Annotated in this window: 21 protein-coding genes; 20 read left to right on the top strand and 1 reads right to left on the bottom strand. The window is 42.5% G+C overall.

Features of this window, described 5'->3' with window-relative positions; translation table 11 throughout:
- The first annotated feature begins 254 nt into the window (after positions 1 to 254).
- The 16 genes from cgtA to CXF60_RS10780 all read left to right on the top strand — a co-directional run bounded on the left by cgtA (position 255) and on the right by CXF60_RS10780 (position 18,172).
- Positions 255 to 1,460, top strand: a complete 1,206-nt coding sequence (gene cgtA / locus CXF60_RS10855) for an Obg family GTPase CgtA (protein WP_057759175.1) — start codon at positions 255 to 257, stop codon at positions 1,458 to 1,460.
- 78 nt (positions 1,461 to 1,538) lie between these two features.
- The gene (proB, locus tag CXF60_RS10850) at positions 1,539 to 2,711 is read left to right on the top strand and encodes a glutamate 5-kinase (protein WP_057759177.1); all 1,173 of its coding nucleotides are present in this window, start codon (positions 1,539 to 1,541) and stop codon (positions 2,709 to 2,711) included.
- A gap of 92 nt (positions 2,712 to 2,803) precedes the next feature.
- Positions 2,804 to 3,940 (top strand): uroporphyrinogen decarboxylase, encoded by a 1,137-nt coding sequence (hemE, locus tag CXF60_RS10845; RefSeq protein WP_102091948.1) that lies wholly within the window; start codon positions 2,804 to 2,806, stop codon positions 3,938 to 3,940.
- A 120-nt stretch (positions 3,941 to 4,060) separates the two neighbouring features.
- The gene (gene argC, locus CXF60_RS10840) at positions 4,061 to 5,128 is read left to right on the top strand and encodes an N-acetyl-gamma-glutamyl-phosphate reductase (protein ID WP_058024202.1); all 1,068 of its coding nucleotides are present in this window, start codon (positions 4,061 to 4,063) and stop codon (positions 5,126 to 5,128) included.
- A 103-nt stretch (positions 5,129 to 5,231) separates the two neighbouring features.
- On the top strand, positions 5,232 to 6,098 hold the full coding sequence (locus CXF60_RS10835) for a hypothetical protein (protein ID WP_102091947.1): 867 nt from the start codon (positions 5,232 to 5,234) through the stop codon (positions 6,096 to 6,098).
- A 168-nt stretch (positions 6,099 to 6,266) separates the two neighbouring features.
- Positions 6,267 to 6,662 carry an ATP-dependent Clp protease adaptor ClpS gene (locus CXF60_RS10830; RefSeq protein WP_101206289.1) on the top strand — a complete coding sequence of 132 codons (396 nt, stop codon included), beginning with the start codon at positions 6,267 to 6,269 and terminating at the stop codon, positions 6,660 to 6,662.
- Positions 6,663 to 7,298: 636 nt separating this feature from the next.
- Positions 7,299 to 9,839, top strand: a complete 2,541-nt coding sequence (locus CXF60_RS10825; RefSeq protein WP_102091946.1) for an AAA family ATPase — start codon at positions 7,299 to 7,301, stop codon at positions 9,837 to 9,839.
- Positions 9,840 to 10,019: 180 nt separating this feature from the next.
- Complete coding sequence (locus tag CXF60_RS10820; RefSeq protein WP_102091945.1) at positions 10,020 to 10,757, top strand: uracil-DNA glycosylase; 738 nt, start codon at positions 10,020 to 10,022, stop codon at positions 10,755 to 10,757.
- Entirely contained in the window at positions 10,758 to 11,309 is a 552-nt protein-coding gene (gene tadA, locus CXF60_RS10815; RefSeq protein ID WP_102091944.1) for a tRNA adenosine(34) deaminase TadA, read from the top strand.
- A gap of 189 nt (positions 11,310 to 11,498) precedes the next feature.
- Positions 11,499 to 12,266 carry a (d)CMP kinase gene (cmk, locus tag CXF60_RS10810; RefSeq protein WP_102091943.1) on the top strand — a complete coding sequence of 256 codons (768 nt, stop codon included), beginning with the start codon at positions 11,499 to 11,501 and terminating at the stop codon, positions 12,264 to 12,266.
- Positions 12,267 to 12,573: 307 nt separating this feature from the next.
- Positions 12,574 to 14,262, top strand: coding sequence for a 30S ribosomal protein S1 (rpsA, locus tag CXF60_RS10805; RefSeq protein WP_057759193.1), 1,689 nt, complete (start codon positions 12,574 to 12,576; stop codon positions 14,260 to 14,262).
- A gap of 325 nt (positions 14,263 to 14,587) precedes the next feature.
- Positions 14,588 to 14,893 (top strand): integration host factor subunit beta, encoded by a 306-nt coding sequence (locus CXF60_RS10800; RefSeq protein WP_057759195.1) that lies wholly within the window; start codon positions 14,588 to 14,590, stop codon positions 14,891 to 14,893.
- A 62-nt stretch (positions 14,894 to 14,955) separates the two neighbouring features.
- On the top strand, positions 14,956 to 15,363 hold the full coding sequence (locus CXF60_RS10795; protein ID WP_102091942.1) for a lipopolysaccharide assembly protein LapA domain-containing protein: 408 nt from the start codon (positions 14,956 to 14,958) through the stop codon (positions 15,361 to 15,363).
- Positions 15,364 to 15,455: 92 nt separating this feature from the next.
- Positions 15,456 to 16,154: an orotidine-5'-phosphate decarboxylase gene (gene pyrF, locus CXF60_RS10790; protein WP_102091941.1), complete on the top strand. Its 699-nt coding sequence runs from the start codon at positions 15,456 to 15,458 to the stop codon at positions 16,152 to 16,154.
- 210 nt (positions 16,155 to 16,364) lie between these two features.
- Positions 16,365 to 17,177, top strand: a complete 813-nt coding sequence (locus CXF60_RS10785) for a metallophosphoesterase (protein ID WP_102091940.1) — start codon at positions 16,365 to 16,367, stop codon at positions 17,175 to 17,177.
- Positions 17,178 to 17,335: 158 nt separating this feature from the next.
- On the top strand, positions 17,336 to 18,172 hold the full coding sequence (locus CXF60_RS10780) for a histidine phosphatase family protein (protein ID WP_102091939.1): 837 nt from the start codon (positions 17,336 to 17,338) through the stop codon (positions 18,170 to 18,172).
- A 160-nt stretch (positions 18,173 to 18,332) separates the two neighbouring features.
- On the opposite strand, the gene rpsT is transcribed toward CXF60_RS10780, so the two are convergent.
- Positions 18,333 to 18,599 carry a 30S ribosomal protein S20 gene (gene rpsT, locus CXF60_RS10775; RefSeq protein WP_010200097.1) on the bottom strand — a complete coding sequence of 89 codons (267 nt, stop codon included), beginning with the start codon at positions 18,597 to 18,599 and terminating at the stop codon, positions 18,333 to 18,335.
- Between the two features lie 464 nt (positions 18,600 to 19,063).
- Here rpsT and CXF60_RS10770 point away from each other — a divergent pair, with 464 nt between their 5' ends.
- The 4 genes from CXF60_RS10770 to CXF60_RS10755 all read left to right on the top strand — a co-directional run bounded on the left by CXF60_RS10770 (position 19,064) and on the right by CXF60_RS10755 (position 24,999).
- On the top strand, positions 19,064 to 19,765 hold the full coding sequence (locus CXF60_RS10770) for an NAD-dependent epimerase/dehydratase family protein (protein ID WP_102091938.1): 702 nt from the start codon (positions 19,064 to 19,066) through the stop codon (positions 19,763 to 19,765).
- A 188-nt stretch (positions 19,766 to 19,953) separates the two neighbouring features.
- On the top strand, positions 19,954 to 20,490 hold the full coding sequence (gene rraA / locus CXF60_RS10765; protein ID WP_102091937.1) for a ribonuclease E activity regulator RraA: 537 nt from the start codon (positions 19,954 to 19,956) through the stop codon (positions 20,488 to 20,490).
- A 217-nt stretch (positions 20,491 to 20,707) separates the two neighbouring features.
- Positions 20,708 to 24,418 (top strand): transcription-repair coupling factor, encoded by a 3,711-nt coding sequence (mfd, locus tag CXF60_RS10760; protein ID WP_102091936.1) that lies wholly within the window; start codon positions 20,708 to 20,710, stop codon positions 24,416 to 24,418.
- Positions 24,419 to 24,567: 149 nt separating this feature from the next.
- Entirely contained in the window at positions 24,568 to 24,999 is a 432-nt protein-coding gene (locus CXF60_RS10755; protein WP_057759208.1) for an HIT domain-containing protein, read from the top strand.
- Positions 25,000 to 25,095: the final 96 nt, after the last annotated feature.

The following is a 25,095-nucleotide window of genomic DNA, read 5'->3' as shown; positions in this document are numbered from 1 at the left end:
GTATAGTAGCGCTATCGTGTCATAGAAATGGCGCTGTAGCAGATACTACTTTGAATAGCTTGGTAGGACTTTAACTGTCATACTTAAACACCCGATAGTCCGATTGATTATCGGGTGTTATTGTCATAATGGGCACTAAGTAAAAGTAGACTTTATACAGTGTTCATTTTGACGCAACAACATAGCAAAACCCCAAAATACAACCGTTGGTTGTAACCAGTTTATAGACTGGATTGTGAATTAAGGAACGTAAGATGCGATTTATTGATGAAGCCGTCGTAACGGTAAAAGCAGGTGACGGTGGTAACGGAATCGCCAGTTTTCGCCGAGAAAAGTATGTCCCACGTGGTGGACCTGATGGTGGTGATGGCGGCAAGGGCGGAGATGTGTACGTCATTGCAGAAGACAACACCAACACCCTAGTTGACTATCGTTATACGCGTCGTCATGACGCCATGCGTGCTGAGAACGGCCATAGTAGAAACTGCTCAGGTAAAGGGTCTGATGATCTTTATTTACCAGTACCAGTTGGTACGACGGTAGTTGATACCGAAACAGACGAAGTATTGGGCGATTTGATTGAAATTGGCCAGACCCTACTGATTGCCAAAGGTGGCGACGGTGGTCTGGGTAATACCCATTTCAAAAGCTCGACCAACCAAGCACCGCGTAAAGCGACGTCAGGTTTTGAAGGCGAGCTAAAAGTTCTTAAGTTTGAGCTAAAAGTAGTGGCTGATGTTGGTTTGATTGGTTTGCCCAATGCTGGTAAATCGACCTTTATCCGTCAAGTCTCTGCTGCTAGACCAAAAGTAGCTGATTATCCGTTTACCACCCTAGTACCAAACTTGGGTGTGGTCGATATTGGTCGTCATCGTTCATTTGTAATGGCCGATATTCCTGGCCTTATTGAAGGTGCATCAGAAGGCGCAGGACTTGGTATTCGCTTCTTAAAACATGTTGCGCGTACACGTCGTCTGCTACACTTAGTTGATGTCAAGCCTGTTGATGGCAGCGACCCAGTTGAGAATGCTCGTGTTATTTTAAATGAGCTTGAGCGTTTTTCTCCTGAATTGGCTAATTTGCCGCAGATTTTGGTATTAAACAAAATCGATCAAGTCAATGATGAAGATTTGAATGCGCTTTGTACTCATATCGTCGCAGAGCTTGGTTGGACTGGTATGGTCTTCCGTACGGCAACACTAACTGGTGAAGGCGTTGATGCGGTCAAATATCATCTAATGAATGATATCGAACTTGAGCGTGAGCGTGAAATAGAAGATCCTATCTTCGCTGAAGCACAAAAAGAGCGTTTTGAGCGTTTAGAAGCTGAAGTACGTCTTAACACTGAAGCACAGCGTGAAGCATATCGTGCGGCTCGTAAAGCAGCACGTGAAGGCTTGGATGCGTCTGATTTTGACGACGATGATGACGATGGCGTTGAGGTAATGTACGTTCCTTAAGCTAGTATGCTTGAGCAGTTATACTTGAATTGTGAATTTAATCCCTACAATCAATTGATATGAAAAAAAGGAGTTTATATGGCAGATGACATAGCAAACACGATGGAAGAAGCAAGATTTGTTAAGCAAACTCGCAACTTTGATATTCAGCGCGTTATTGTCAAAATTGGTTCATCACTATTAACCAATAACGGTCGAGGGCTGGATCGTACTGCCATATATGAGTGGGCAAAGCAGATTGCTAAGCTGCACAAAAAAGGCGTTGAGGTACTGCTGGTATCATCAGGTGCTGTTGCTGAAGGTGTGGTACGTATGAACCTTGAGGAACGTCCTAAGAAACTAGCAGCACTACAAGCCTGTGCTTCTATTGGTCAAATGGGGTTGATTGAAACATGGTGGTCAGCTTTGATTCAGCATGGCATTCAAAGCTCGCAGCTCCTACTAACTCACGATGATTTATCTAATCGTAGCCGTTATCTTAATACGACGGGGGCGCTGACACAGTTATTAGAATGGCGCGTACTACCTGTTATTAATGAAAACGATACCATCACGATTGATGAAATTAAATTCGGCGATAACGATACCTTGGGTGCGATGGCAGCCGCGATGGTTAATGCTGATCTGTACATTATCTTAACCGATCAAGAAGGTGTCTTCACTGATAACCCACGTGATAATCCTGATGCTAAGATGATTCGTCAAGAGCGTGCAATGGCGGATTATTTATTTGATATTGCAGGAGACGGCGGTAAGCTTGGACGCGGTGGTATGTTGACCAAAATCCGCGCTGGACGTCTGGCTGCAATGGGTGGCTGTCCTACTGTTATCGTTAGCGGTGCTATCGATGACGTTATTACCCGTGTAGTTTCAGGCGAAGCAGTAGGTACCTTGCTGACGACTAATGACGAAGATAAAATCATCGCACGTAAACAGTGGCTAGCTGCTCATCTACGTATGTCAGGTAGCTTGGTCGTCGATGCAGGTGCTGCAAGAGCATTGACTGAGCACAATAGAAGTTTATTGCCAGTGGGTGTTGTGGAAGTGCAAGGCGGGTTTGATGAAGGTGATGTGGTAGAAATCATCCACCAAGATACGGGCGAACGTATTGCCGTTGGGCAGGTAAACTTCTCATCGAATGATGCGCGCCGCGTCGCTCGTGAGCGTACTGAACAGTTCGATAAGATCTTTGGCAGTAGCGAAGAACGTGTCGTCATGGTACATCGCGATAATCTGGCATTAACTGTATAGCGCTTTTATATAACCTTTTTTATTTAACTTATTTTATCCAGCACAATATCCATTGATAAATATGGATATTGTGCTGTTTTGGAGATTTGTACATGAGTGCTTCAGACGGTAGTAACTCGGTTCAGCAACAATTTGCACCTTTAAAAAATGATAGATTGCTACGTGCATTACGTTTTGAGCCCATTGATACCACACCGGTATGGATGATGCGTCAAGCTGGTCGTTATTTACCAGAATATAAAGCCACTCGTGCTGAAGCGGGTGACTTTATGAGCCTGTGCAAAGATACAGCCCGCGCTACTGAAGTGACTCTACAGCCATTGCGCCGTTATGATTTAGATGCTGCTATTTTGTTTAGTGATATTTTAACTATCCCTGATGCGATGGGATTGGGCTTGTATTTCGAAACGGGTGAAGGCCCTAAGTTCAAACATCCTATCCGTGAGCAGGCTGATCTTGATAGATTGCCAGTGCTTGAGCCTAATGATTCTCTTGACTATGTCATGCGTGCTGTAACCAGTATTCGCAAAGCGCTAAATGGTCAAGTGCCATTGTTTGGATTCTCTGGTAGTCCGTGGACGTTGGCTACTTATATGATAGAAGGCGGTAGCTCGAAGGATTATCGTTATACCAAAGGCTTCTTATATAGCAACCCTGATTTTTTACATCAGTTATTAGATAAGCTTGCGACGTCAGTTATTGACTATTTAGATGCCCAAATCGTCGCTGGCGCTCAAATTGTACAGATATTTGATAGTTGGGGTGGGGCGTTAGGCCATCGTCAATTTATCGAATTTTCACACATTTATAATAAACGTATTGTCGCCGAACTAAAGGAACGTCACCCACAAGTACCTGTAGTGCTATTCACTAAAGGTGGTGGGCTGTGGCTTGATATTCAGGCTGACAGCGAAGCAGATGTGTTAGGTCTGGACTGGACGATGCCGATTGATCGTGCGCGTCAAGTATTGACTGAGAGTCAGCGTCAATTGACCAAAAAGCATAAAAAATTGCAAAGCAGCAAAGCCATCCAAGGTAATCTAGATCCAGCGACGTTATATGGCTCGCCTGCAACTATCCGTTCTGAAGTCAATGCGATGCTTGACCGTGCTTACGCTGATGGTGAAAAGACTGGTTACATAGCAAACTTAGGTCACGGTATCACCCAGTGGGTTAACCCTGACAATGCCAAAGTGTTTGTGGATGCAGTACACGATTATAAAATTTAAGAGTCAGAATATTTAGAGACTGATTCTGTCTTTGTTCTGTCTTTGTAGAATTGCACGCATTACAGGCAAACATGGAATCTATCAGTGCATATTTAGTATTTACCAAGAAAAGGGTGTTTTATGATTTCAGCAGCGATTGTCGGTGGTACAGGTTACACAGGTATTGAGCTTATTCGCTTACTATCTGCTCACCCTGAAGTGTCTATTGATTTGCTAACCTCGCGTAGCGAAGCTGGCACTCGCGCTGATGAAATATTCCCAAGCTTACGCGGTATCTCAGATATTGTTTTCAGTGACTTAGGTGATAATACGCTTGCGGCGCTGCAAAAATGTGATGTTGTGTTTTTTGCGACTCCGCATGGTGTTGCGATGAAGCAAGCAGAAGCGCTGACCCAAGCTGGCGTAAAAGTCATCGATTTGGCAGCTGATTTTCGCCTGCAATCATTGACGGAGTTTGAGCACTGGTACAAACAATCTCATGCTTGTCCTGATCTGTTGAAGACAGCAGTTTACGGTTTGCCTGAAATCAATCGTGATAAGCTTGCCAGCGCTTTATTGGTCGGTAACCCTGGCTGCTATCCGACTACTGCGATTTTGGGTCTAAAACCTGTTATCGAAGCACAAAATGAGCAAGCAGAAAGACTGGTTGAGTCTCGCATTGTCATTGACGCCAAATCTGGTGTATCAGGTGCTGGTCGTCAAGCGTCACTGGCACTTAATTATGCGGAAACTACGGATAATTTTAAAGCCTATAGCGTTGAAGGTCATCGCCATTTGCCAGAGATTGAGCAGGGTGTGGCGCAGTTACTAGACAGTCAGTTTACACATCGTATTCGATTTTTGCCGCATTTGGTACCGATGATTCGTGGCATGCTGAGCTCAATTCACATGGAGCTGACTGACGCAGGTGCGGCTATCGATTGGCAGCAAGTGTTTGAGGACAGCTATGCATCAGAAGGTTTTGTTGATGTCATGCCAAAAGGTGTTTATCCAGACACGCGCAGTGTGCGTGCTAGTAATCGTCTACGTATCGCAGTACATCAAGACAACGAGCGTGCTGAGCTAACAGTTATCGTTGTTCAAGATAATTTAGTCAAAGGTGCTGCTGGGCAGGCTGTGCAAAACATGAATGTGATGTTTGGTTTTGATGAGTCAATGGGGCTGAACTTTGCACCGATTGTTCCTTAATATCAACGACTTCATATTCCAATCATTCACATTTACGGTGCTAGGTATTGATTATAAATTCGGCTATAATGACTTGCCCTTACCCTTAAGAGATACTGTCTAAATGCGTGTTCAGCTCGTACTACGCTTTTGCTCACAGCCAGCACGTCAATCGTGCAAAGACTCGGTTACACCTAGCTTGGAGCGCAAACAGCATTCCTTTAGAAATAATAATGTCCCTATAAGTGGTATTGCTAGCTCACAACGCGGCGCTTCTACATTGGTATTAGCACTATTTGTAGTAGCCGTATTAGTGACAGCGGTGGTTGGGCTGGTATTCGGTCATAAGCTTGGCTACCAACGTGGCCTTCATTCGATGGAAACAGAAGCCAAGCAAGCAATCATCGATAGCACTGAAGCGACACAAGCGCTAGAAGATTTGCGCCTTAGCAATAAGATAGCTACTAACCAAGCAGCGACTGCCAAACAAGAACTGGCTATCAGTTTGGCTAATTTAAAAGAACTGCGTGAAAGCCAGCAAGAATTAACAGTGGAAAATAAACAAGTGTCACAGCTCAATGAGCTATATTCAGATGTCATCCGTGAGAAAGGTGGTATGCCTTTACAGGTATTAGGTGCCAAAATTTCTCCTCTACCTGAAAATGCTTTTGAGTATGGTTTTGATATTGGGATGCTCAGTAGCGATGGTCAAGCCAAACGCTTGAGGCCTGTATTGACGCTACTTAACAATGACGATCTTGTAGAAGTACCTCTTGACCCTGCATACCATATGATCGAAGGTATCGTTCGGATACGTGGTCGCTTTGTAATGCCATCAGGCTTTAGACCATTGCAAGCCAAACTGACTTTGCAAGCAGGTGGTCAGAAAGTAGAGCAGTTGTATGACTGGAAGCTCGGTGATAGTGTGGATAACATGCTACCATCGCTTTTAGATTTACCAGAAGTTGATGAAAGTCCTATCGTACCTTAATTACCTCATGTCTTATTGAAACACTCAGTGACGATGCTGTGGTTGAAATCACAGCACAATGGCCCTAATTAGTGGTTGTGCTTTATACCATACCATGCCTTATCGCCTGCCTTAATATTCTCTATCTTAAACTTACCTTATAATTATATTTTGATTATGATGAAAAAAATGATATCACAAGCCACGCCAACGGTTGCTGATTGGCACTTTCCCAATATGCCTGCTCATCGTGCACAAGACGGTGATACCGATGGTGAAACGTCACCGCAAGCAGATGTATTGGTCGCAGAGCCTGAAGTAGCCAAACCGCCTATGTATGCGGTCGTTATGTACAATGACAACTACACGCCGATGGAATTTGTTGTATACATATTGCAGTCAGAATTTCGTCATAGTATGGATTCTGCGGTCGAGATTATGCTGACTATTCATAATAGCAGCAAAGGTATTGCTGGCATTTATCCCAAAGATATCGCCGAGACTAAGGCCAAAAAAGTAAACAGTCTGGCACATCGTGAAGGTTATCCGCTATTGACCCAAATCGAACCACATCAAGGCGAGTAGAGCAATTTATTAATTTCTTATACTGATATATGGCTCTATCAAAGCTTTACCTACTGTTCTCTACTTCTAAGCAATCCATATTAAAGCTCACCTTTATAGTGAGCTTTTTCGACTTTTCAGTCACTCCTCTTATAAATGAACTTTGCCTTTTAAAATATTTTTATTATTCATATAGTATTGATTTCTATGGCAAATAACCCTATCTATTAAACAGCCTGTCCAATAGTTTTAGACTAAGTATCTCCGTTGAATTTGCTAAAACTCTGTCATTTCTAGCTTCTAAAATATCAATCTCTCTTTCTATCTAATCAGTTTTTCAACATTTAATATTCGTTATTAGAGTTGTCGCTACTAGCTTGTAGCACGCTTTGATACATTTTAGTCTGTGTTAATAGATTGACTCCGTTGAAGTATCGTGTTGATATAAAGAAAAGCGGCCATGGATAGTTATGATTACTGTTGGCTGATAGCGAGATTATAGTATTTAATCAATAGTCTACCGCTCACCTCATTTGTTCATGACTTCTAATAATACGAATATAGCCCTTGAACAATTCATCTACCGCCCTGATTTACTTATTAACTCATTCATAAAACTATCAATTATAAAGATAGATATAACCGTAGGAAGTTGTTATGTTAAGTCGTCATCTTGAAGTTTCTCTACGTTTAGCAATGACGCTTGCGCGCCAAAAATCGCATGAGTATCTCACTGTTGAACACTTGCTTTTGGCCTTATTAGAAAACACTCATGCTGCCAATACGTTGACTGCTTGTAATGCTAATGTCTCGGCGTTGCGTACTGAGCTTGAGGTTTATATTAATAAACACACGCCAACCATCGATGCTGATACGGAACAGTCACCGCAGCCGACTCAAAGCTTTGATCGTATTTTGCAGCGTGCTATTTTTCACGTGCAGTCGATTGGTGGTGGTCGTTTGGTGGAAGGGTCTGATATTTTGGTCTCTATGTTTTCAGAACATGATACCTATGCTGTCTACCTGCTTAAAAAACAGGGCATCAGTCGCCTTGAGTTAACCCAGTATTTGTCACACGGCCAAGATAAAGAAGAGCCTTCTGAATCACGCGGTTCTGCAGGTACTGAGCGTCGTAGTGCCTCTGAAAAGACCAGCAAAGATCCATTGGTTGAATTTGCGACCAATCTAAACCAGCGAGCTGCCGAAGGTAAAACCGATCCTTTGATTGGTCGTGCTTCTGAAATTGAACGTGCTGCCCAAGTACTGTGCCGCCGTCGTAAAAACAACCCATTGCTAGTAGGTGAGCCTGGTGTCGGTAAAACCTCTATTGCTGAAGGTTTGGCATGGTTAATTATTAACGACAAAGCACCAAAGCCCCTTAATGGTTGCGTGATTTATAGCCTAGATATTGGCTCACTAATTGCGGGAACTAAGTATCGCGGTGACTTTGAAAAACGCATGAAGTCGTTGCTTGATGCGCTAAAGAAAAAACCAAATGCTATTCTTTTTATTGATGAAATTCATATGATTATTGGTGCTGGTTCATCTATGAGTAGCAATATGGACGTATCGAACCTTATCAAGCCAGCGCTTGCTAACGGTGAGCTGCGTTGTATCGGTTCAACAACCTTTACTGAGTATCGCCAAGTATTCGAAAAAGACCATGCATTGTCACGTCGTTTCCAAAAAATCGATGTCAAAGAACCAAGTGTGGATGATACCATCGATATCCTGCGCGGTCTGAAACCTCGTTATGAAGAATTTCACAATGTTGAGTATACGGATGAAGCGTTGGTTACAGCGGTACAGTTATCAGCCAAGCATATTCATGAGCGTTTTTTACCTGACAAAGCTATTGACGTGATTGACGAAGCAGGTGCGTACAAGCGCTTAGGCGTGGTGCCTGATGTCGATGATATCGAAGCGGAAGAAAGTTTCATTGCTGATTTAGAGCAGGATTTTGATGCGCAGATTGATGCTGATATCGAAGGTATCGATGGTGATACAGATAATGAAATGCAGGATGAAGCAGCGACTGCGAAAGCAAGCGATAGTGCTAAATCGGCAGATGGTGTGAAATTGTCAAAAGGTCAAAAGCCACCGATGAAAATCGATGTTGCTGATATCGAGGCTATTATTGCTAAGTTAGCCCGTATTCCACCCAAATCTGTATCGAGTGATGACAAGAGTATCCTTGAGCACCTAGATCGAGACCTTAAGCACTTGGTGTTTGGTCAAGATGAGGCGATTGCTACGTTGGCTGATGCTATCAAACTATCACGTGCAGGATTAAAAGCACCTGATAAGCCAATCGGTTCATTTATGTTTGCAGGACCAACTGGTGTGGGTAAAACAGAAGTATCACGTCAGCTAGCCAATCTGTTAGGTGTAGAGTTAGTACGCTTTGATATGTCAGAGTATATGGAAGCGCACACGGCATCACGCTTGATCGGTGCGCCTCCAGGTTATGTTGGCTATGATCAAGGTGGCTTGCTTACTGAAAAAATCAATCAGCATCCACATTGTGTGTTGTTGCTTGATGAGATTGAAAAGGCGCATCCAGATGTCTTTAACTTGTTACTACAAGTCATGGATCATGGTACGTTGACCGATAACAATGGTCGTGTAGCAATCTTTAAACAGGTCATCGTTATTATGACAACGAACGTTGGTGCTGATAGTATCAGCCGCTCGTCAATGGGCTTTACTCAACAAGACCATAGCCGTGATAATACAGAGTCGCTGAAACGTGTCTTTACGCCAGAGTTCCGTAATCGCCTAGATGCCATTATTCAGTTCAACCTTCTAGATACGTCAGTTGTTGTATCAGTTGTCGATAAGTTCTTAGTTGAGCTGCAAGTACAGCTTGATGATAAGCAAGTGACATTAGAGATTGATGATGATGTACGTGATTACCTAGCAGATAAGGGCTATGACCGTCTAATGGGTGCACGTCCGATGCAACGTCTGATTCAAGATGAAATCAAAAAACCATTGGCAAGTATGATTTTGTTTGGTGATTTGGTCAATGGCGGTGTCGTACATCTGACTTTAGAGCCTAAAGTCGATGATTCTCAAGAGAATGATACGATGAAGCCTGATAAGGTGTCAGACAAAGGCTCAGCTGATAGTCGTATTATTCTGACAGTCGTTGAAACTCATGAACCGCATCCTGATTCTGAGTCTCTAGCCAGCTAAGTTTTTTGATATTGACATCATAAAAACGGCTACCGTATTACTGCGGTAGCCGTTTTTTTATTGCTATAATTCATCAACAAAGTGCACACTATTTTTTGTTAGTATGATTATTTATAGTAAGCTGGCTTTAACAAATCTATGGAACTTATAACAAGATAACAAGTATAAAAAGGACACACTATGGAACTGTTTGATGAACCGACGACCAAGACTCCAGAACAAAAACAAGCGATTTTAGACAATGTCCGTTTACCAGAAGATTGGAAAATGGCATTAGCAGATGAATTAACGTCTGAAAATATGGACAATCTACGCGCATTTTTAAAGGAAGCCTATCAGTCAGACGACAGTATCTATCCGCCTGCACCATTAATGTTCAATGCGCTGAACCTCACGCCTTTGTCACAAGTTAAAGTGGTAATCTTGGGCCAAGATCCTTATCATCGTCCAGGTCAGGCTATGGGGTTATCATTTTCTGTTCCTAAAGTCATTCCAAAGCCACCATCGTTAAATAATTTGCTCAAAGAAATGGCAGATGACATTGGCATTCGGCCTTCAGCGCATGGCGATTTGACATACTGGGCACAGCAAGGCGTTCTACTGCTTAATAGCTCACTAACTGTCCGAGAAGGCGAGCCAAACAGTCATCAGAATAAAGGTTGGGAGCAGTTTACTGATGCCGTCATCGATGCCGTCAATGAACAGACAAAGCATACCGTGTTTATTCTATGGGGTAGTAAAGCCCAGAAGAAAGGCAAGTATATCGATACGGATAAGCATTTGATTCTGACAGCGGTACATCCATCACCACTTGCAGCAAATCGTGGCGGCTTCTTTGGCACTAAACCTTTTTCTAAAACAAATGACTACTTGGTGCAGTATGGCCAAACTCCAATTGACTGGCAATTACCACAATAAATGCAAAATATACAGAATATAAGCTTAGTGCCGTATCAATCTTTAAATATTCAGGCCAGCACCTTTTGGTTAGCTGAAGATATTAAATGGATGCAACAAGCAATCCAACTTGCTAAACAAGGTGCTGAGCGAGGAGAGGTGCCGGTAGGTGCGGTATTGGTACATGAGCAGCAAGTTATTGGCCAAGGGTTTAATCAACCTATTAGTAGCCATGATGCTACTGCTCACGCAGAGATAGTTGCATTAAGAGAAGCCTGTACGCGTTTAGAAAACTATCGATTGCCGCTACAGACTACTTTATATGTCACTCTAGAGCCTTGTACGATGTGTATCGGTGCATTAATCCATGCGCGTGTAAACAAGTTGGTGTACGCAGCGAGTGAACCGCGTGCTGGAATGGTTGGTAGTCAAATGGACTTATCATTACAACCTTTCTATAATCACAGTGTTCAAGCCTATAGTGGGTTATGCAGCGAGCATAGCAGTCAAATACTCAAGACGTTTTTTCGTGAGCGTAGGCAAGCGGCAAAAAAGAATAAGGCCACTATGTAAACTCAAAATACTAATAAACAAGATATCAGTCTTGGTGCTAGTGGTCACGATGATTTTTTGCTATAATATTGCCCTATTTGATAGCACCCATGTTAATAGTCTATTAAAGACTTAACATACGAATAAATATCGTTTTATTAATAACATACGATAAGCGATATAAGTAACGCATATTATTGAGTAAGTATTATGACTAGTTCTACACCTGATAATGTTTTACTCAATACAGAGAATAGCCATACCTTATCAGTGCGCTATCCTGTTATTTGTATCGATGGTCCTAGTGGCGCTGGTAAAGGCACTGTCACATGGCGTCTGGCACAAGTACTGGGTTATCAGTTGTTAGACTCTGGTGCGCTTTATAGAATTGTTGGGCTAAAAGCCTTTGAAGCGGGTTTAATCAGCGCAGATGCCAGCCAACCAATTGACGAAGATGCTGTATTAGCATTGACTGAGAGCTTGGAGATAGCGTTTGTACCGAACAATGACTCAGGGCGTGTAGACATCATTGTTAATGGGCAAGCAGTAGGTGAGCAAGTACGCAATGAAACGGTTGGAGGCTATGCATCACAGATAGCTGTCTTTCCACAGGTCCGTCAAGCATTGCTCAAGCTACAACAAGATATGGCCACTCGTTCAGGTTTAGTAGCTGATGGTCGCGATATGGGTACGGTTGTTTTCCCAGATGCTGATGTTAAGGTGTTTTTGACGGCCAGTGCTGAAGCACGTGCAGAGCGCCGTGTGACTCAGTTGTTGAACGCTGGTCACACAGCAGATTTTGAGGCGATTTTAGCGACGATAAAAGAGCGTGATGATCGTGATGAAAATCGCAGTACAGCGCCATCGAAGCCTGCGGCAGATGCATTATTACTTGATAGCTCAGCATTGAATGCTGATGCAGTATATGAGCAGGTCAAAAAGCATTGCCAAGATAAAGGTATGTTTTTTACTAGCTAGTCATTTAATAGCTAGTAAAAACAACATATTAAGTACTAAAAAGTTTCCTATTAATCATTGTTTTAGTATAAAATAATACGGTTAAGTTAAATTTTATTAAAGCGGTAAGAAAAACCTATTTTGTTTAGGGTATTGCAGTCGATATAAGACAGTTGTTGTTAGTCAGTTTTAATTACGATGAGCTCACTATCAACAAACGTTTTTTTATATGATTGTATGGGATATAAAACCAGTATTTCGTTCTATACAATCATAAATTTGATCCGTACTGTGCTGGACAGGATACGGCTATACAAAGGTAGACATAATGGAATCATTTGCTGAACTATTTGAAGCGAGCATTGAAGAGCAGGGCCTAGATATCGAGCGTGGCTCGGTTATTACAGGTGCTGTTGTGGCCATCGATAGCGATTGGATCACAGTAGATACTGGTCTTAAATCTGAAGGTATCGTCGCTCGTGAAGAGTTTTTAAGCGAAGAAGGCGAACTTGAAGTTGAAGTTGGCGATAGCGTTGATGTCGTAGTTGAAGCGGTTGATAACGGCATGGGTCAAACCTTGCTGTCACGTGAGAAAGCTAAACGTGTTGAAACTTGGAACTTCCTTGAAAAAATCGCTGATAACGATGAAATCGTTAAAGGTATTATCTCAAGCAAAGTTAAAGGCGGTTTCACTGTAGATATCGGTTCAGTACGCGCGTTCTTACCAGGTTCATTGGTAGATGTACGTCCTATCCGTGATACAACGCATCTTGAAGGCAAAGAGCTAGAATTCAAAGTCATCAAACTTGACCAGAAACGCAACAACGTTGTTGTTAGCCGTCGTGCAGTTATGGAAGCTGAAAACTCAGCTGAGCGCGAAGAGCTATTGAACAAGCTTGAAGAAGGCATCGAGATCGAAGGTATCGTTAAGAACCTTACTGATTACGGCGCGTTCGTTGATCTAGGTGGTATCGATGGTCTATTGCACATCACTGACATGGCATGGCGCCGTATCAAGCACCCATCTGAAGTTGTTGAAGTTGGCCAAGACCTAAAAGTTAAAGTATTGAAGTTTGACCGTGAACGCAACCGCGTTAGCCTAGGTCTAAAACAACTTGGTACTGATCCTTGGGATAACGTTGGCGGCACTTACCCAGTAGGTAGTGTTGTAAAAGCTCGCGTAACCAACTTGACTGACTATGGTTGTTTCGCTGAGATTTCTGAAGGTATTGAAGGTCTAGTACACGTATCAGAAATGGATCATACCAACAAAAACATCCACCCATCTAAAGTGGTTCAAGTGGGCGATGAAGTTGAAGTAATGATTCTTGATATCGATGAAGAACGTCGTCGTATCAGCCTAGGTATCAAACAAACTCTAGCTAACCCATGGGATGAGTTTGATAAGAAACATGAGCGCGGTGATAAAATCACTGGTACTATCAAATCAATCACTGACTTCGGTATCTTTATCGGTCTAGACGGTGGTATTGATGGTCTTGTTCATCTATCTGATATCTCTTGGAACGAAACTGGCGAAGATGCTATTCGTAACTACAACAAAGGCGACACCGTTGAAGCAATGGTATTGTCTGTAGATGCAGAAGCTAACCGTATCAGCCTAGGCGTGAAGCAGTTAAGCTCTGATCCATTCAACGAATACCTAGTCAACAATGACCGTGGTGCTATCGTTAATGGTAAAGTAAAAGAAGTAGACGCTAAAGGCGCTACTATCGAACTTGCTGACGAAGTTGAAGCTTATCTACGTGCTTCTGAAATCCAACGTGACCGCGTTGAAGATGCAACTAAGCATCTGACTGTTGGTGATGACGTTGAAGCGAAAATCATCAGTGTTGATCGTAAAACACGCAACATCAACTTGTCTATCAAAGCGAAAGACGAAGCTGAAGAGCGTCAAGCGATTAAAGATCTTGGTAGCACGAACACTACTGCTGCTCCAGGTTCTGATGCACAGCCAAAAACTATTGGTGATTTGATCAAAGAGCAAATGCAGTAAGCTGCAAACTATTGATATAAAAGTAATATAAAAAAAGCGACTTCGGTCGCTTTTTTTTTATGATTAGATTTTATTAACACAGTTAGTAATAGAGGTTTTTAGCCAAATGGGCAAACTCTTATTCCCATTTACGCTAATATCCGCTATCATTTGCACCATTGAGTAACGAGATGATAGTTATAAGCTTTTTGTAGTCACAATGTGATTCTGAATCCTAGGTTTCAAAGATTCAGTCTTTATAGTTCAATTATCTAAACGCATTTACGTACTATGAAGCGTTGACTTATCATCAGCTTATCCATCAATCAACAAGGCAAGCGTAATAATGCAGCAAGCGATTAACAAATCCGAATTTATTAGTAATTTGAGTGCAAACTGTGACAACATGGCAGACACCGTGGTTGATGACGCAGTGCGTGAAATCTTAAACTTGATGACCCATACTTTAGCCAATGATGGCCGAGTCGAAGTTCGCGGATTCGGTAGTTTTTGTCTACATCATCGCCGTGCCCGTATGGGACGCAATCCTAAGACAGGTGAAAGCGTACCTGTACCGGCTAAAGCGATTCCACATTTTAAGCCAGGCAAGGCCTTACGCGAAGCAGTAAACGATACGGTAGCAAACGGTTAATTAAACCAGCACTGGCTATCTAACCGTCAAAATTTATCATTCCAAACTGAGGTAACTGTCTCATGCGCTTTTTACTATTTGTATTGCTATTCTTGAGCTTTGCCTATTCACTTGGTTTGGTATTGGCAAATAATACTGAGGTCGGAGTCAACCTACTGTTTTCGCAAGCACCTACGATGAACCTAGGGTTGCTACTTATTTTGTGTTTGATGCTAGGTATTGTTATTGGTATTTTACTGGCATTGCTTATCTTTCGTGTACTACAGAATAAGTGGGAAATCTCACGCCTGCAAAAAGCAAATGCAAACCTGCAAGAGCAATTGACTCAAGCTAATACAGTCATCGATCGTCAAGCAAGCGCGCCAACAGTAGATGAAGCTGTTTATGGTGCTTCTGCTGCCAATGTACAAAGTAGTGACGCAACTAGCCTAACTGAAGGCTCTACTCTGTCTAAGCGTAGACGAGATTAAGTTGTTAGGTGATCTGCTAGGTGATAGCTTAACGATCGCAGTACTGACCTCAAATACAATACTTTGATAACTTCAAAATATATGGTAAAACCATGAATAATGTAATTAACTCTCCAGTTGTCGTCGCTCTAGACAATATGACGGTAGAGGCGTCTCTAGCGTTAGCTGACCAGTTAGATCCATCTCAATGCCGATTAAAAGTCGGTAAAGAGCTGTTTACGCGTTGTGGCCCTGATATCATCAAGGCACTGCATCAACGTGATTTTGAAGTGTTCTTAGACTTAAAATTTCATGACATTCCGAATACCACTGCTCAAGCAGTGTTAGCGGCCGCTGAGCTTGGTGTATGGATGGTGAATGTCCATGCTAGCGCAGGGTTAGAGGCCATGTCGTTGGCAAAACAGCGTTTGCTAGATAGAGATCTTGATACCTTGCTCATCGCAGTTACCGTATTGACCTCTATGGATAGTGAAGCGTTGATGCAAACAGGCATCACTGATAGCTTAGATACCCAAGTAAGCCGATTAGCACAATTGACCAAGCAAGCTGGTCTTGATGGGGTAGTTTGCTCGGCTCAAGAAGCAAAGGCACTCAAAGCATTATGTGGTCAAGACTTCAAACTGGTAACGCCTGGTATTCGCTTAGCTGAAGACAATGCAGATGATCAAAAACGTATCTGTACACCAAGTCAGGCGCTAATAGACGGTTCTGATTATTTAGTCATTGGTCGTTCGATCACTCAAGCTTCAGATCCTGCTGCTAAACTACAGACAATACTTCAAAGTATTTAAGTTTGAATAGACGTTAAGAAAAAGAGACAGCCTAAATGGCTGTCTTTTTACTTTTTGATGGCAAAGAAAAAGCTGCTACACTACTTAAATTTATTCTTACAGTATCTCCAAAATATAATAACTATATTAAAAACGCTCATGTAGCTAAATATTAGTAGTACTGCTATGAGCGTTTATCGCTAATTAGATTTTTAATAATAACGCCACTAAATGATGTTGAATAATATGAAATTACAGATATTGAGTGACTTACATATTGATAGTTATGCACGTCAATCGCACCCCGTTGGACATATTCCTAAAACTGATGCAGATCTAGTATTGGTAGCAGGAGATACTGCTAATAGCGACAAAGGTATGCCGTGGTTGCAAGAACAAGCGGCGCGCTTAGAAGTTCCCCTGATTACTATCGCTGGTAATCATGAATACTTTGATGAAGACGTATTGAGCTTTGACCATAAACTGGCAACTTGGGATAACTATGATACTGTGTCTAAAAAAGGCGTTCGCGTCTTACAATGTCAGCATATCGATATCGGTGATATACGCCTTTTAGGTTGTACGCTTTGGACAGACTATCAGTATCATGCTAATGAAGACACCATGGCCGCTGCTCGTCATTTCATGCGTGATTACAAGCAAATCTATGCAGACAATGGATTGTTTTCACCTGAAGTATCTATTCAAATTCATGCCAAGCATCGTCAGTGGCTACAGCAAGCATTGATCGAATCTCATGAACTAGGTAAAAAAACAGTAGTCATGAGTCATCATAGCGTCAGTGCATTATCGGTGTCTGAAAAATATGCCAATCTACCGAGTAATGCGGCTTTCGTTAGTGACTTGTCAGGATGGATGCACGAAGACTGGGCACCGATGCTATGGGTACACGGACATACTCATGAAGCATTTGATTATAAAATTGGTAATACGCGAGTGATTGTCAATCCACGAGCCTATCCTAATGAGGTCAGTAGTACGGCATTAGAGTTTGCATGGGACAAAGTTATTGATATTGGCTAGGACCGTGTGTAAATAACGGGCAAACCTCCATTTATTTTAGGTATAGACTCTTTTGAATAAAGCGTTTTTCTGAAAGAGTACATAGTATTTATAAGATATATTGCAACTAGATTTGTCTGTGGTTCATTCCTGATAAGAAATCTGCTAGGCTTGCTGTCATGAGTAAATATCTAAATAACACCCTGTCCAAAATATCTGCTGACAAGCTTGCGAGTCACACCCCAAGCGCGCCTGCACCTTCGCACCTACCAGATAGTATGATTTCCTCTGTCAGCCTATTGCCTGAAAACAAGCGACTGATTTTATTTACTAGGCACTCTTTACGCGAGCGTTCTGACGGTAATGGTTTTGCTAGCTATCAGTTGCCGTTGACTCCCAAAGGTCGCATACTGGCAAAGTCTTGGGGTCGGTGGTTATCAGGTCATCTACCATATTCGCTCGACGTCGATAGTATTTCTAGCCCGATTGGGCGTTGTATCGATACCGCGCAGCTGATGCAAGAGGGGGCAGGACTACGGCGTAACATTACGCATCAATCATTGTTGGTTGAGCCTGGCAGTCTCGTCACTGAGCCTGAAATAGCCAATCCTGTGTTCAAAGAAATTGGCGTCCTGAACTTTATTAATCGTTTTTTGCAAGGCAATCTCGAAGGGACTAAAAACACCTATCAAGGCGGTTTGGATATTCTGTCGCTTTTTTACCAGAATCAGCCGCAGCATGGCCATCTGATGCTTGCTGTGAGTCATGATACGTTGCTATCTGCGTTCTTAGCAGTTATGTTCGATGTGGTAGAGATTGATTGGAATGATTGGCCAAAGATGATGGAAGGCGTGTTCTTATGGTTTGATGATAAGCCATTTGATCAAGCGAGCGCGCATTTTATTTGGCGGGGTCAGGTATATACTCGGCCGATTAGTTCATTATTAGACGGTTACCGTGCAGCTGGCTATCATCCTAGCAAGTTGCTATTGCCGCCAGAAGTACAGTGGAATTGATGCTTTGTTCTTAATCGAAAATTGAAATGAGTTGATAGGGAAGCAATTCATTTAATATATTCTAGTAGACATAAAAAAACCTTGCCACGGTATTAGAACCAGTGACAAGGTTTTAGTCATTACGCTATAAAAGCGAAATGCGGTCTAATCAATACAAATCTTAAGCTTGTAGGCCTTTGATTGTTTTGTTTAGGCGGCTCTTACGACGAGCAGCTTTATTCTTATGAATAATACCTTTGTCAGCCATACGATCAAGAACTGGTACCGCTTTTTTGTAAGCTTCGGTAGCCGCGTCATAATCTTTAGCTGCGATAGCCGCATCAACACGTTTTAAGTAAGTACGAACCATAGAGCGTTGTGACGCAGAGTTCTGACGACGTTTGGTGTTTTGACGGGCGCGTTTACGAGCTTGTGCAGTATTAGCCACGCGTATCTCCTTGATAAAGATAGATAAAAATATGAATGTTGATTGCAATAATGGGTTTAACAATCATCGGTGACGAGCAGCCGTCTCGTCAAATATGATGTCGATGTCTGATATTAAAGTATCTAATATGAATAGATCATCGTAAGCGTCAGAGCTGTTTGGAATAATTAAACAGCGTTGACGTGTAAAGCCGATTATCTTAGCAAATTATTGAACTAAGGACAATATATTTGATGATTAATGCTCAAAGAAGTTACGTAATATCATCGAATTTGGGTCATTCTAGTAACTAAATCAATAGTAAGCGCTGATAGACGTAGAGGGTTGATAAAATCTCTTACAATATATCCTATATAATAGCGTCAGTTATTGAGGAATTTAGGTATGATATTCTAACGATAGGCCTTGATATAGGTATTTTCTCATCAATATAGTTCATCTAATGTTATATAAGTGGATAGGGTATGCAGCGAAAAGCAATTGTGATTGGCGCAACGGGGTTAGTAGGGCAGCATTTGGTAAAGCAACTGAGTGAGCTTTATGACACATTGATTGTGATTGCTCGTCGTCCGCCACGCTACATTAATGCCAGCATGCGTTTTTATCAAATCAATGATTTTGATAATCTCTCTGAAGTGTTTGCAAGTGTCGGTGCCGATCGAACCACGGATGCTTTTAGTTGTTTGGGTACGACAAAAAAGCAGGCTGGTAGTGATGAGGCTTTTCGCAAGGTAGATCGAGACTATAACGTAAACTTTGCCAAGCTGTGTCGTGATAAGGGGGTAGAGAATTTCTTTTTACTCTCCTCAATGAATGCGGATATTGATAGTCGTTTTTTGTACAATCGAGTCAAGGCTGAGACAGAGCAGGCTGTTATGGCATTGGAGTTTGGTCAATTGGTCGTCTTCCGTCCGTCATTATTGCTTGGTAAGCATAAAGGTCGTCCACTTGAGAGTATTGGTCAAAAAGCATTTAAACTTATCTCGCCGCTCGTGTCAGAGTCGCTATCGTTACATCCTATTTCTGCTAAACGCGTTGCCAGTGCCATGGCGATGAGTGCTCATGATATCTACCATCGTAGTAAATATCGTACTGAACCTCAAATTAAGCATATCGACATTATCGAAAATAAGCAGATGCTAGCGATGACCCGGGTCAAAAAATAAAGTACATTTTTTCTAGTGACAGATTCAGTCTCAAAACCGGAAATCTATAGATATCGATTTTTAATTGCGTCAGAACAAGATTGCATTAGAACAAGAATACAAGAGTAAAAATATAGTAACTATTATCAAAGCATCAATAAGTATTTCAATAACAGTCAGTTGAATCACTAAAACAAGGAGCAGGAGCAATGTCAGAATCGATACAAATGGATAGAGGGAATTTTGTCACTTGTGATCTATTGGATGCCAATCCTGAGTCGCAAGTATGCTTGCCAAATATCGAAGGTAAGTCATTCCGTCAGTTTGGTGCGAAAGACAAATTCTGCGGTGAAATAGTGACGGTTAAGTGCTTTGAAGACAATAGCCGTGTTAAATCATTATTGAATAGCGATGGCAAAGATAAAGAAGGCAATGGCAAGGTGTTGGTCGTTGATGGTGGCGGCTCTATGCGCTGTGCATTACTAGGCGATATGATTGCACAATCAGCTATCGATAATGGTTGGGCTGGGGTTATTATATATGGCTGTGTCCGCGATGTTGATGACATGGCAGAGATGGATCTTGGTGTGATGGCGCTTGGTTGTATCCCGCGCAAATCAACCCGCCGTGATGAAGGTCAAACGGATATCGAAATCAGCTTTGGTGACTTAACGTTGAACTCGGGTATGTTTGTTTATGCTGATAACAATGGCATCATCGCTAGCGATAAACCACTTATCAGCTGAAGTTTTAGGCTTGGCTTGATTAGTAAAAACGAAAACCTCAGCTGATAAGTTGGGGTTTTTTGTTATGTAACGACAGTTAAAGCGCAATAATCGTTGTTAACCCTTAATCATTAATGAGTAAACTCTTAAGTGACAAACCGTTACGGCATAAGTTTTGGTAATTGCTCAAATATTCGTATAATAGCTTTCTGACTCCTTAACTTTGATTCTACTCTTTATGCCTATTACTGCTCTGACTGACGCGTTTGACCCTATTAACCAGCAGTTGTTTCCTATCCAAAATGCCGAGCGGCGTTGGCTAGCGCCTGTCCATGGGGCGGTCAGCAGTTTATGGTTGGCAAGCTTGCTGCAAACACCTATGTGGAATGTTGCCGAGCGCCTAAAAGTTGTGGTAGCACGTGACCAAAACCAACTCAATCAAATAGAGACTGAGCTGGCATTTTGCGGAGTCGATGCTTATGTGTTCCCTGACTGGGAGACACTGACTTATGATGAGCTATCTCCGCATCAAGACATCGTCAGTGAGCGTATCAATCTATTGACGGATATGCCAAAAACGGGCGTGCTGCTTATTTCGATACAAGCCCTCATGCATCGCGTCGCACCGCCAAGCTGGTTGATTGGACAGCATTTTGATTTGAGTGTCGGCGATCGATTTGATATCAATACCCAACGTGGGCTGTTGGCAAAAGCAGGTTACCGCGCGGTTGAAAATGTCTTTGAACCAGGTGAGTTTGCAGTACGTGGCAGTATTATTGATATTTTTGCCATGGGTCAGCCTTTTCCGCTACGTTTAGACTTGTTCGATGATGAAATCGAAACGATTCGCTTTTTTCATCCTCAGACGCAGCGTACATTGACCCCTGACGATCTTAAAGCGATGTTAACGGGTAACGATACCAGTATGGCAAAAGAGTCATTGTCACTACTGCATAAGATGCCAGATATCTCTAAACCTATCGACCAATTTCAAATCTTGCCCGCCAAAGAGTTTCCGCTTGATGAAGGGCGTGAGACGTTCCGCACGAACTTTGCTGCCATGTTCCCTAATACCAGTAGCCGCAAGTCTGAGCTGCACAAAGACGTGATGGCAGGGATTGCAAGTAGCGGATTAGAGTATTATCAGCCGCTATTTTTTAACTTAAAAGACTGGGAGGCAGAGAGTAGCCTATTTTCCTATTTACCAAGCGATGCATTGTTTATCACCGATGAATTAATCAATGAAAAACAAGCCGATTATTGGTCGCAAATTCAGCGCCGTTACGAAGAGCGTCGCCATGATATTGATAAGCCTATCGTAGAGCCAGCAATGCTGTATCTATTATCTAACGCGCTTAACGAACAGCTAAACCAGTACCCAAGAGTAATATTAAGTGCTCGTGATGAACTGGCTACGATGAATGATGTGGTAGTGCCAGAAAGTATAGATGCCTCACAAATGCCATTGCCATCGAGTGTGACTAAACAACAAGGACTAGTGACATTAAGTGCTCAAGAGCCGCCACAGTTAGCAGTCAATCATCAAAAGTCTGAACCATTATCCGAATTGCTCGACTTCTTGGATACGCAATCAAAGACTTCAACACCCGTATTAATCGTTGCAGAGACTGCAGGCCGTCGCGAGATTCTCATTGAACTGTTCAAAGGCAAGATTGATATCAAGGCGTACGATAGCTTTGAAGCCTTTCTAGCTGCAGATAAAACCAGCGCTATTAATAACAGTCATCTACCACATGTCGGTCTGACCGTAGCGCCAATTGAGCGCGGTGTCTATGTGCCTGAGCGCTTGGTGTTGATTAGTGAGACGCAGCTGTTTGGTCGTCAAGTTTTACAGACACGCCGTCGTCGCCAAAGCGGGGTATCAGAAGAATTCTTGGTTAAGAGCGTCACTGAAATAACAGATGGTAGTCCAGTGGTGCATATTGAGCATGGTATCGGTCGTTATAATGGCTTGATTACCTTAGATGTGGGCGATGGTGAGCAAGAGTTTATCCATTTAAAATATTCTGATGACGCTAGTATCTATGTGCCAGTTGCCAATTTGCAAATGATTAGTCGCTATAGTGGCGGTGATCCAGCGTTAGCACCGCTACATAAGATTGGTAGCGGCAAATGGGATCGAGCCAAGCAAAAAGCATTAGAGCAAATTCATGACGTCGCTGCTGAATTGCTCAATATGCAGGCAAGACGTGAAGCCAAAGTTGGCATTCATTTTAAGATAGACCCATCACAGTATGAGCTATTTGCCAGTCAGTTTGCCTTTGAAGAAACCGCCGACCAAGCCAATGCCATTCATGCCGTAATGGAAGATATGAGACAAAACCAACCGATGGATCGTCTTATTTGTGGCGACGTTGGTTTTGGTAAAACAGAAGTCGCAATGCGAGCCGCCTTTATTGCGGTTAGTGCTGGCTATCAGGTTGCCGTGCTGGTGCCTACCACATTGCTTGCCGGTCAGCATGAAGACAACTTCCGCGATCGTTTTGCAGATTGGCCAGTCCGTATAGAGAGCTTATCGCGCTTTGGTGGCAAAAAACATCAAGAAATGGTATTGGCTGATTTGGCTGCTGGCAAAGTGGACATCGTCATTGGTACCCATAAACTGCTACAACCAGATGTGAAGTTTGCCAACCTTGGATTGATGATTGTTGATGAAGAGCATCGCTTTGGAGTGCGTCATAAGGAGCGTATCAAGGCCATCCAGACTGATGTCGACAGCATGTCTATGACTGCGACTCCGATCCCTAGAACGCTTAATATGGCGCTCTCAGGTATGCGCGATATGTCGATTATCGCCACACCGCCTGCCCGTCGTCTTGCCATCAAAACTTTTGTAATGCAAAAAACAGAAGCATTGATGAAAGAAGCCATATTGCGTGAGCTTCTGCGTGGTGGGCAGGTCTATCTACTACATAATGATGTTGCTAGTATTGAGCGTATGGCAGAGACCATTCGTGACCTAGTGCCAGAAGCACGAGTAGGAGTAGCTCATGGGCAAATGCAAGAGCGTCAGCTTGAGCAAATCATGCAACAGTTCTATCATAAAAAATTCAACGTATTGGTTTGCTCTACCATTATCGAGACGGGTATTGATGTGCCCAATGCTAATACGATTATCATTGAGCGTGCAGATAAGTTTGGACTTGCGCAATTACATCAGCTGCGTGGCCGAGTAGGACGTAGTCATCATCAAGCGTATTGTTACTTACTAGTGCCTTCTTTGAAAGGTCTTAAAGGTGATGCCAAGCGCCGTTTGCATGCGATCGAGCGTGCTAATACTTTAGGTGCAGGCTTTATGCTGGCAAGTGAGGATTTAGAGATTCGCGGTGCAGGGGAGATATTAGGTAAGCAGCAAAGTGGCAATATGCAGGCGATTGGTTTTAGCTTATATATGGATATGCTTGAGCGTGCGACTAAAGCCATCAAAGCTGGCAAAGAGCCTGATTTAAATACACCATTGTCGCTGACCAGTGAAATCAATCTACATAGCTCTGCCCTCATTCCAGAGGAGTATCTACATGACGTGCATCAGCGCTTATTGTTCTACAAGCGTATTAGTAATACCGATGATAAAGAAGCATTGACGGATATTCGCACTGAAATGATAGACCGCTTTGGGGCACTGCCAGATCAAACCAAGCAATTATTCGCCATTCATGCATTACGTTTACAAGCAGAGCCGCTTAAGATCAACAAAATTGATGCCAACAGTAGTAGTATGACGTTGGAGTTTGCGCCAGATACTCCAGTTGATGCGTTAGCGATTATCAAGTTGATCCAATCAAATGGTCAGCATTATCGTATGAATGGCGCATCTGGTATCCGTTATCAAAATAGCGATAAACTGGCCACACCGCAACAGCGTGTGACGGTCATACAAGAGCTGCTGCGCTATTTTAGCGAGCACATGGTGACAGAGCCTGCTTAGTACATGGCTAGATATCAGTAGGCTAGGTAGTCATACTAAGGCAATAAATTATGATGCTATTTTATCAACCCGATAACTGATAAAATAGCCAAACTAACTTTTTAACTTTCTGTATTTTATTTGCATTAAACAACAAGAGAACCGTCATTATGTTCCAACTTCATCATAAACTTGCTGCTGATAGTTTTTTAGTGGGGGATTTTCCATTATCCACTTGTCGTTTAATCAATGACTGCCAATTTCCTTGGCTTATATTAGTGCCACGTGTCTCCGGTATCAAAGAGTTATATGAGCTGTCTGAGGCAGATCAAACACAGTTCTTACGAGAGTCCAGCTGGTTATCGAGCCAGTTAGCCAAAACCTTTCAAGCTGATAAAATGAATGTAGCCGCTCTTGGTAACCAAGTGCCACAGCTTCATTTCCATCATATTGTCCGTTATCAAAATGACATGCAGTGGCCAAACCCAGTATGGGGTGTGCCAGCTGTGCCATATACTAAAGAAGTGTTGGCGCAAATGCAGCAGACATTGATGATGGCGCTACGTGGTCATCACCAAATGCCGTTTGATTGGCAAATGTAATTATCATTCTATTTTGCCTTCAATAAGAATAGCTTGAACCTTAATTTTATATGTAAAAAGAGAGGCCAGATACTTAAATATATCTGGCCTCTCTTT

This window comes from Psychrobacter sp. 4Bb (genome assembly GCF_002836735.1).
Taxonomy (GTDB): Bacteria; Pseudomonadota; Gammaproteobacteria; order Pseudomonadales; family Moraxellaceae; genus Psychrobacter.
The sequence above is the reverse complement of the archived record's forward strand: the minus strand, read 5'-3'. Positions and strand labels throughout refer to the sequence as shown.